The following is an 8976-nucleotide window of genomic DNA, read 5'->3' as shown; positions in this document are numbered from 1 at the left end:
AAAAATGCAATGTAGTTGCCTTTGATATTGTAGAATTAATGGATTCGCCGATGCCAAAACCAACGGCTTTCCTTGCTGCAAAATTATATTATAAAATGTTGGCGTATTATCATATTTCGAAGTAGAAGAAAGAAGAAAGAAGAAAGAAGAAAGAAGAAAGAAGAAAGAAAAAAGAAAAAAGAATCAAGAACCAAGAACCAAGAACCAAGAACCAAGAACCAAGAACCAAGAATCAAGATTCATTTAATACAGACATTAATTAGTGCGTTTTGTGGTAAAAAATAAAAATCTCTTTCAACAATTCGTTGAAAGAGATTTTTTTATGTTTTAAAACGAAATTATTTTAAAATATCGGCTTCAATAGAACTGTCACCGAAGATTTTGATGAATGCTTTTGTATAATCTTCTTTTGTCGCAAGGTTCGGATTTGCCAAAAATTTCTGAGGATTTACAACAAACAGCGGAAACCACGTGCTTGAAATCTGAATCTGAATCCGGTGTCCTTTTTTGAAGGTATGCACCACATCCTGAAGTCGGAAATTCACTGCTGTCTTCTGGTTGGCAACCAATGCTTCAGGTTTTTCTCTCGAATTTCTGAATCTTGCCGGCATAATTTCGCTTCTTACCATTTGGTGGTAATTCCCGTAAATAACGCCGTCCTTCTTTTCCGCCGGTTTGAAATCTTCCGGGTACACATCAATTAGCTTTACCGCAAAATCTGCATCAGTAGAAGTGGAAGCGATGTTAAGTTTGGCTAAAATTTCTCCGGCAAATGTGATATCTTCAGTTAAAACATCGGTTGTGAAAGTCAAAACATCCGGTCTTCCAACAGCGAAACGCTGGTCTTCGCTCATGTAATTTCTTGGCGTAAATCCATTGAAATCTTTCAAATTATCCGAACTTAAAACTGGATTGTTTGGATCGCTGTAATATTCAGAAACAGTGTTCGAGGCGATGTTTTTTAGGGTTCCGTCGGCAAGATAAAAGTTTAGTTTTACCGATTCTTTTGGCGGATAGGTTTTGAATTCTTTCCATTCTTTTTTTCCGGTGTCATACATCACGGCTTCCGGCAGGCCGGCGTCGGTTTTGGAATTTCCCTTCAGGTAATGACTGAAAAATTTCGTTTCCAGATTCTTTTGATAATAGGTGGCAATGCTGTCTCCAAAATAAATCTCATTATGGAAATGTTTTCCGGTTTCCCTTGCCCAGGCTCCGTGAGAAAATGGTCCCATCACGATGGTGTTTTTGGCTTTCGGACTGGTTTTTTCAATTGTTTTGTAAATGTTTAATGGTCCGAATAAATCTTCAGCGTCGTACCAGCCACCGACGGTCATTACCGCATGTTTTACGTTTTTTAAGTGAGGAAGAAGACTTCTTTTTTGCCAGTATTCATCATAGTTTGGATGATTCATAATTTCCGTCATAAAGAAATTATCCCTGTAATATTTTTCGTAGCCGTCCTTTAAAGTTCCGAGTTCACGGTAGAATTTCAAGCCGTCTTCTGAAGTAGGTTTTATGAAAGAATCCATATACCAACCTTCTTTTTCGGCCTTGGTTTTTTGTACGCCAAAAACTGGGAAAGTGCGAAAATATCCGAGCATGAATTTACCATTGTGAAGAAAGTCGTCGTTCCAAAAATCGGAAATCGGTGCTTGAGGTGAAGACGCTACCAAAGCAGGATGGCCCGCCAGAATTCCGGCCGCGGTATAAAATCCAGGATAGGAAGTTCCGTATTGTCCAACTTTGCCGGTATTGTTACTGATGTTTTTTAGTAACCATTCAATCGTGTCGTAGGTATCAGTACTTTCATCAATGTCTTTTTTAGTTTTACGCTCAACTTGCGGCGTCATGTTGGTGAAAGTCCCTTCGCTCATGTATCTGCCGCGCACATCCTGATAAACGAAAATATACTTATCGTTCATCAGATATTTGTTTGGACCTAAAGCGGCACGGTATTCATTTTCACCATACGGAGCAACGCTGTAACAGGTACGCTGCATGATAAAAGGATATTTTTTTGTTCTGGAAATGTCTTTCGGAATGTAAATTGAAGTGAATAATTTCACACCGTCGCGCATGGGGATATACACCTCTTTTTTAATAAAGTTTTCTTTTACGAATGTGTTATCGGCTCTGTTTTGCGCAAACAACGTGATGAAGCAGAAAATGAGAAGAATCTGTAAGAGTTTTTTCATTGAGACTAATTTTGAACGAATGTATAAAAAAAATCAGAAATTTGATTTTGTAAATAATTCTATGATGAGTTTATTCGGAAATTTTGCTGAACCAGATGTTAACTTACTTCCAAAAGATGGAACCGTAAATTATTTTGGCAAAATATTGGATGCGGATAAAGCAGATTTTTTTTACTGGAAGCTCTTAGAAAATATTGCCTGGAAAAATGATGAAGCCGTAATATTTGGAAAAAAGATTGTTACTAAAAGAAAAGTCGCGTGGTATGGGGACGAAGGTTTTCAGTACACTTATTCCAAAACCACAAAAACAGCGTTATCCTGGACCGAAGAACTTCTTGCTTTGAAGAAACTTGTCGAGGAAAAAACGGGAGAGAAATTCAATTCCTGCCTGCTGAATCTTTATCATAACGGAGACGAAGGAATGGCGTACCATAGCGATGCGGAAAAGGACCTTAAAAAAAACGGAGCAATTGCCTCATTGAGTTTGGGGGCCGAAAGAAAATTTTCGTTCAAACATAAAGTAACCGGCGAAAAAGTTGAATTGGTTTTGGAGCACGGAAGCCTTCTGGTCATGAGAGATGAAACACAGTCGTATTGGCTCCATCGACTTCCGCCAACAAAAAGAGTGACTGCGCCGAGGGTAAATCTTACATTTCGCACCATTCAAGAGAAAGTTTGAAAATTTAAATTTAAAAATGTATATTTGAGAATAATACAGTCATGATATGCCTAGGGGTTTTTACCGAATCGGAGGGGCATCTCAGAAATTTAAGAAAACTTTAGTATTTAATTAAGAATCAAACTTCGCTTTTATCTTTAAATTTGAGAACCAATTTTAACATTAAATAAATTCACTATGAAAAAAACAATCGCAATGGCGGCTTTAGCGCTCGCAGTATCGTTCGGTTCTATCTCTTGTAAAAAGAAAGTTACAGATGCAGAACTCCAAACCCAGGCTACAACAGTAGTAACCTCTAACCCAACAGCATCCGTTGAAGTAAAAGACGGAACTGCGCACTTAAGCGGAACGTTCGCAGACCAGGCTTCAAAAGATGCAATGATCGCTTCTTTAAAAGCAATCCCAGGTATTAAGGATGTAATGGATATGGCGACTATTGAAGCTCCTGTGGTGGTAGAAACAGTGTCTGCTGTTGATCCTGCAGTTCAGCAGAAAGTAACCGACGCGGTTAAGGATTTCCCTTCGGTTAAGGTAGAAGTGATTAACGGCGAATTAACCCTTACCGGAAATGTTTCTCCGGAACAGGCGAGAAAAATTAAAATGTCGGTTGATGCGTTACAGGCTGGAAAAGTTAATTATAATTACACCGTAAAATAATAAGTTATGAGTGCATTACAGGATAAATACGCAGGAGTAATCTCTGCTGCTCAGTCAGCCGGAGTATCCAATCTTAAGGTAGTAGAACAGGACGGGATTCTATATGTGTCAGGAAGCGCCGCTTCTACCGCAGCAAAAGATGCAGTGTGGAACGCCCTTGGCGCAATAGATTCTACTTATTCCGCTTCGGATATCAATGTTGATGTTCAGGTGGCAGGTTTGGCATCAGGTTCTACGTTAACCGTTGCTACAGAAGATTCTAACCTTAATATCAGACAGGAACCTTCAACAGACGGTGCTATCGTAGGTAAAGCTGCTAAAGGCGAAACTGTAACTTTGGTAGAGCAGACGTCAGACGACTGGTGGAAAGTAAGAACCGCCGATGGAGAAGAAGGTTATGCTTATGCAAGATATTTAAGAGCATAAATTATTTAAACAATACGCGCTATATTGCAGTATATTAGAACCTCTGAATTTTTCAGAGGTTTTTGTTTTGGTAATGATGCGATACGGTTTTTATGATGTCTGTCTGATATTGGGCATTGTTGATGATTTTCCATAAAAAAACATATATTTGTAATTCTTACAAAACCTCTTTCCAAAGATCGCCTCAGACGATTCTTCAAAAAAAACAAAATACATGAAAGGACAAAACAAACTGTTCATCGCCATTATCGTTGCGCTTATATTAGGAGTTGTAATGGGCGGGATCGTGCATACCCAGTACCCTGAAAGTTCCGAAGGATTTTCGAAAAACATTAAACTTTTAGGAACCGTCTTCATCCGTTTGGTGCAGATGATTATCGCTCCGCTGGTATTTACAACTTTGGTGGTGGGTATCGCCAAGATGAGTGATATAAAGATGATAGGCCGCGTGGGTACGAAAGCAATGCTTTGGTTTATAATAGCCTCTCTCGTGTCACTTACGATAGGACTTGTTTTAGTAAACTGGATGGAGCCGGGCAAAGTCATGCAGCTCGCTATTCCTGCTGCGGGAGATGCCGGTGAAGTAGTGGCAAACAGCCAGGGACTTTCATTAGAACAGTTCGTGAAACACATTATCCCGAAAAGTTTATTCGAGGCGTTTGCTACGAATGAAGTGCTTCAGATTGTAGTATTCTCTATTATGTTTGGGGTTGCCCTGGCCAATATGGGCGAAGAATATACAAAACCTATCGTCCGTGCGCTTGATATCTCTGCTCACGCCATTCTGAAAATGGTAGGTTACATCATGTGGTTCGCGCCACTTGGAGTTTTGGGTGCAATCGCTGCAGTTGTAGCGACAAATGGGTTCGAAATCTTTAAAGTGTATGCAATTTATCTGCGTGACTTCTTTTTTGCCCTTGGTATTCTATGGTTGGTTCTACTTATTGTAGGTTATCTGATTTTAGGAAACCGCCTTTTCGAACTTTTACGCAGGATTAAAGCTCCTTTGTTAATTGCTTTTTCCACTACAAGTTCCGAAGCTGTGTTCCCAAAACTGGTTGAAGAACTCGAAAGATTTGGATGTAACAACCGGATTGTATCTTTCATTCTACCACTCGGATATTCTTTCAATCTCGATGGAAGTATGATGTATATGACTTTTGCCGCGATTTTCATTGCACAGATTTACGGAATCGATATGACTTTGGGACAGCAAATTACCATGCTTTTGGTTTTAATGCTTACCTCAAAAGGAATCGCAGGAGTACCCAGAGCGAGTCTTGTAATTATTGTGGCAACCTGTACCATGTTCGGCATTCCGCCGGAAGGTATCGCTCTAATCTTACCTATCGACCACTTTTGCGATATGGGAAGAAGTATGACGAATGTATTAGGAAATGCTCTTGCAACTTCTTCCGTTTCCAAATGGGAAGGCCAGCTGGATAATCATGGTGGAGATTTATAAGAATTCCTAAAAACGATAAAATTCAATCATACAGAGAACTGCATATTGCAATGAAAAATAAATTCGGGCCGGCGATAACCTTGGGTTTTGCACTTTTTGCGATGTTTTTTGGAGCTGGAAATTTAATTCTTCCTCCTTTCATCGGACTGAAATCCGGAAGCGAATGGTTTGCCGCTGTTGCTGGATTTTTCACCACAGGAATTATTGCACCTTTTTTGGGTGTGCTTACCGTGGTGCTTTTCGGTACATCATTTACGGATCTCGGCCGAAAGGTTAATCCTTTTGTAGTTACCGTTTTGGCGTTTCTCATTATGTTATGTATCGGTCCCATTGTAGCAATTCCAAGAACTGCCGCTGCAACTTATGAAATCGGTATAAAACCGCTTCTTCCGGGCTTTAATAATGTTCTTTTCTCCGCCATCTTTTTTGCGGTTGTCATATTTTTATCGGTTTCGCAATCGAAAATTGTAGATATCATCGGAAATTTTCTTACTCCTTTTCTTATTTTAAGTTTAGGAATTCTGGTGGTGATGGGCATTATGAATCCGCCTGATGTTTCTAAAATCACCGGCATAAGTACTCAGGAATCATTTGTTTTTGCTTTTCATGAAGGGTACCAGACATTGGATGTTTTGGCGTCGGTTATTTTCGCAGGAATTATTATTTCTGCTGCGATTGATAAAGGATATACCAACAGTAACGACCGTTTTAAAATTACCATAGCGGCGGGATTAATCTCTATGGTGGCTTTGCTGTTTATCTATGGAGGTTTAATTTATCTGGGCGCGCACTCGGGTTATCCTATGTCGGAAAATATATCCCGAACCGACCTCTTGCTCCATATTTCGAATGAAGTTTTAGGTAAAAACGGCACCGTGGTGATTTCATTTGCGGTAGCTTTGGCTTGTCTTACCACTGCGATTGCACTTAGTTCTGCAATGGGCAGCTTTCTTGAGAAATTCACGTTCGGGAAAATAAATTATAAAGTGGGCGTGGTGTTAACCTGTTTGGTTTCCGCTTATTTTTCGGTGAAAAGCGTGGAAGAAATCATCGATTATGCCGTGGTAATTCTGGGCTTTGTCTATCCGATTACCTTCGCACTGATTCTTACATTGCTGTTCTTCGGGAAAATTATATTTTCAAAAACACCGTTTATCGCGGCGGTGGCTACTTCAGCATTGGTGGCGTCACTTTCTGTCTTTCAGCACTTTAATATTTTCTCTGAATCGGTTGAACAGATAAATAGCTGGCTCCCTTTATCCCAACATCAGTTAGGCTGGTTAATCCCGTCATTCCTGGTTTTCTTTATTACTGCAGCCTTTAATTCCGGTCGGAAAAAGCATTTTAAATCAATTAATACTGATTGATGTCAGTTCAATCTAACTTTTATTCATTCTAAATTACAGAAAAATTTGCGTAAATTTGTCATTCAATTTTTAGTAAAAATTATGTTGACGAAAGAAAAAGTTCAGTTATTTCTGAAAGAGATAGAAGTTGATGATTTAGTACACAATTTCCAGGTGATGGGAAATGATGTGTATATCGATATGACCGCACATTCTCCGGCAATGCACGAGAAAAAGAAACTCGAAGCTGCCATGAAACAAGCTTTTGCTTCAGAATTTGGTGAAGATGTAGTTTTAAAACTTAAAATTGCTTCTCCCGAACCGTCCGAAGTTCAGCAGAACCAAATCAAGGGGAAACAGATTCCGGGAATACAGAATATCATTGCCGTGGCTTCCGGAAAAGGTGGCGTAGGCAAATCTACGGTTGCAGCCAATCTTGCTGTAACTTTGTCGAAAATGGGCTTCAAAGTAGGGCTTTTAGATGCCGATATTTATGGACCTTCAGTTCCTACCATGTTCGACACGGTGGGAGCAAAACCTATTTCTGTTGAAATAGACGGTAGAAATCTGATGAAACCAGTGGAGAATTACGGCGTAAAAATGCTTTCAATCGGTTATTTCTCAGGGGCAAACCAGGCAGTGGTTTGGCGCGGACCTATGGCGAGCAAAGCTTTAAACCAAATGATTCGTGATGCGGCTTGGGGAGAACTCGATTTTCTTTTAATCGACCTGCCACCGGGAACTGGTGATATTCATCTTTCAATTATCCAGGAAGTTCCGGTAACCGGAGCTGTTATAGTAAGTACACCGCAGCATATCGCTCTTGCTGATGTAAGAAAAGGGATTGCGATGTTCCAGATGGAAAGCATCAATATTCCTGTTTTAGGTTTAATTGAAAATATGTCGTACTTTACTCCAGAAGAATTGCCGGATAACAAATATTATATTTTCGGGAACCAGGGCGCACAATATCTTGCAGAAGATTTAGGAATTCCGGTGTTGGGAGAAATCCCAATCATCCAGAGTATCAGAGAAGCAGGCGACGTTGGCCGCCCCGCTGCAATGCAGGAAGGAGCTGCAATTACAGAAATTTATAAAACTGTAGCGCAGAATATGATTGAAAGTTTAGTGGAAAGAAACAAAAATCTTCCGCCAACCGAAGCCGTGAAAATTACAACCATGGCAGGTTGCTCACCAAAAAAATAAATAGGAAACTGATTGGGATTCATGTTATTATTTGAACCTTTAACCTATCAGCCAAAAAATTAATAATGGAAACAAAACAGGAAGAAACCGTAACCAAAGTACTCGAAGCACTCGAGAGCATCCGGCCGTTTCTTAATAAAGACGGCGGCGACATCGAATTGGTAGATCTTAAAGACAATGTAGTTTATGTAAAGCTTCAGGGCAACTGCAACGGCTGCCCCATGAGTTTTTCTACCATGAAATTGGGCGTTGAAAACACCATTAAGCAGTTTGCTCCCGAGATTGTAGAAGTGCTGAGTGTGGAATAATCGTTGGGTTTTCAGTAATAAATCAGGCAATTCTTTATTTGAATTGCTTTTTTTATGACCAACTTTTTTTTAAGTTTTCTACACAAAAAATTGTGCGGTAAATAACAAAGTGTTTAAAATAAAATTGATATTTTAGCAGATTAAACGATACAGTATATGATTGCCATTGTCGACGGCGGCTCCACGAAATGCGACTGGGTAATTCTCGAAAATAACGGGGAACCCAATCTGAAAACCACAACACTGGGATTCAATCCAAATATCATTAATCCTGAGTTTATCCTACAGGAAATTGATAAGAATCAGGAACTGTTCTTCCTTAAAAATCATATCGAAAAAGTTTTTTTTTACGGATCCGGTTGCGGAACGCCCGATAATAGAAAAAAGGTAGCCGATGAGTTTACCAAAGCTTTTCCCAATGCAGAAATTACGGTAAAAGAAGATATGACGGCCGCAGCCTATGCAGCCTACAATGGTACTCCCGCAATAATCTGTATTCTCGGTACAGGATCCAATTCCTGCTATTTCGACGGTGAAAAAATCAGAACCGATTTGCCTTCCCTGGGATTTTTGATCGGTGACGAAGGAAGCGGAAGCGCGCTCGGAAAACATCTCTTAAGACGTTTTTTCATGAAAAAGCTGCCGAAAGATCTAGAAAACGATTTCATCAGCACCTATCATCTTACCATCGAAG

9 protein-coding genes and 1 pseudogene are annotated in these 8976 nt (G+C 39.8%); 9 read left to right on the top strand and 1 reads right to left on the bottom strand.

Translation table 11 applies throughout. From position 1 onward, the window contains the following. Positions 1–125, top strand: a pseudogene (locus V5N63_RS03410) (agmatinase); the annotation flags it as partial. A gap of 213 nt (positions 126–338) precedes the next feature. Here the strand turns inward: V5N63_RS03410 and V5N63_RS03405 are convergent. Further along, on the bottom strand, positions 339–2195 hold the full coding sequence (locus V5N63_RS03405; RefSeq protein ID WP_332032839.1) for a CocE/NonD family hydrolase: 1857 nt from the start codon (positions 2193–2195) through the stop codon (positions 339–341). Positions 2196–2259: 64 nt separating this feature from the next. Between V5N63_RS03405 and V5N63_RS03400 the strand changes: the two genes are divergently transcribed. From V5N63_RS03400 to V5N63_RS03365, 8 genes are all read left to right on the top strand, one after another. Then, positions 2260–2874 (top strand): alpha-ketoglutarate-dependent dioxygenase AlkB family protein, encoded by a 615-nt coding sequence (locus tag V5N63_RS03400; protein WP_332032848.1) that lies wholly within the window; start codon positions 2260–2262, stop codon positions 2872–2874. Between the two features lie 177 nt (positions 2875–3051). After that, positions 3052–3531, top strand: coding sequence for a BON domain-containing protein (locus V5N63_RS03395; RefSeq protein ID WP_088468095.1), 480 nt, complete (start codon positions 3052–3054; stop codon positions 3529–3531). A gap of 6 nt (positions 3532–3537) precedes the next feature. Next, positions 3538–3957 (top strand): SH3 domain-containing protein, encoded by a 420-nt coding sequence (locus V5N63_RS03390; RefSeq protein WP_332032838.1) that lies wholly within the window; start codon positions 3538–3540, stop codon positions 3955–3957. Between the two features lie 214 nt (positions 3958–4171). Then, positions 4172–5422 (top strand): dicarboxylate/amino acid:cation symporter, encoded by a 1251-nt coding sequence (locus V5N63_RS03385; RefSeq protein WP_332032837.1) that lies wholly within the window; start codon positions 4172–4174, stop codon positions 5420–5422. Between the two features lie 50 nt (positions 5423–5472). Then, the gene (gene brnQ, locus V5N63_RS03380) at positions 5473–6789 is read left to right on the top strand and encodes a branched-chain amino acid transport system II carrier protein (RefSeq protein WP_332032836.1); all 1317 of its coding nucleotides are present in this window, start codon (positions 5473–5475) and stop codon (positions 6787–6789) included. A gap of 81 nt (positions 6790–6870) precedes the next feature. Beyond that, positions 6871–7974: an Mrp/NBP35 family ATP-binding protein gene (locus V5N63_RS03375; protein WP_088468091.1), complete on the top strand. Its 1104-nt coding sequence runs from the start codon at positions 6871–6873 to the stop codon at positions 7972–7974. 65 nt (positions 7975–8039) lie between these two features. Next, positions 8040–8282 (top strand): NifU family protein, encoded by a 243-nt coding sequence (locus V5N63_RS03370; protein ID WP_265142968.1) that lies wholly within the window; start codon positions 8040–8042, stop codon positions 8280–8282. A gap of 156 nt (positions 8283–8438) precedes the next feature. After that, the coding region (locus V5N63_RS03365; protein WP_332032835.1) for a BadF/BadG/BcrA/BcrD ATPase family protein at positions 8439–8976 on the top strand (538 nt) is incomplete at its 3' end.

The organism is Kaistella sp., assembly GCF_032060305.1.
GTDB classification, from domain to species: Bacteria; Bacteroidota; Bacteroidia; order Flavobacteriales; family Weeksellaceae; genus Kaistella; species Kaistella yananensis.
Note: the sequence above shows the minus strand (reverse complement) of the source record. Positions and strands in the feature narration are given on the sequence as shown.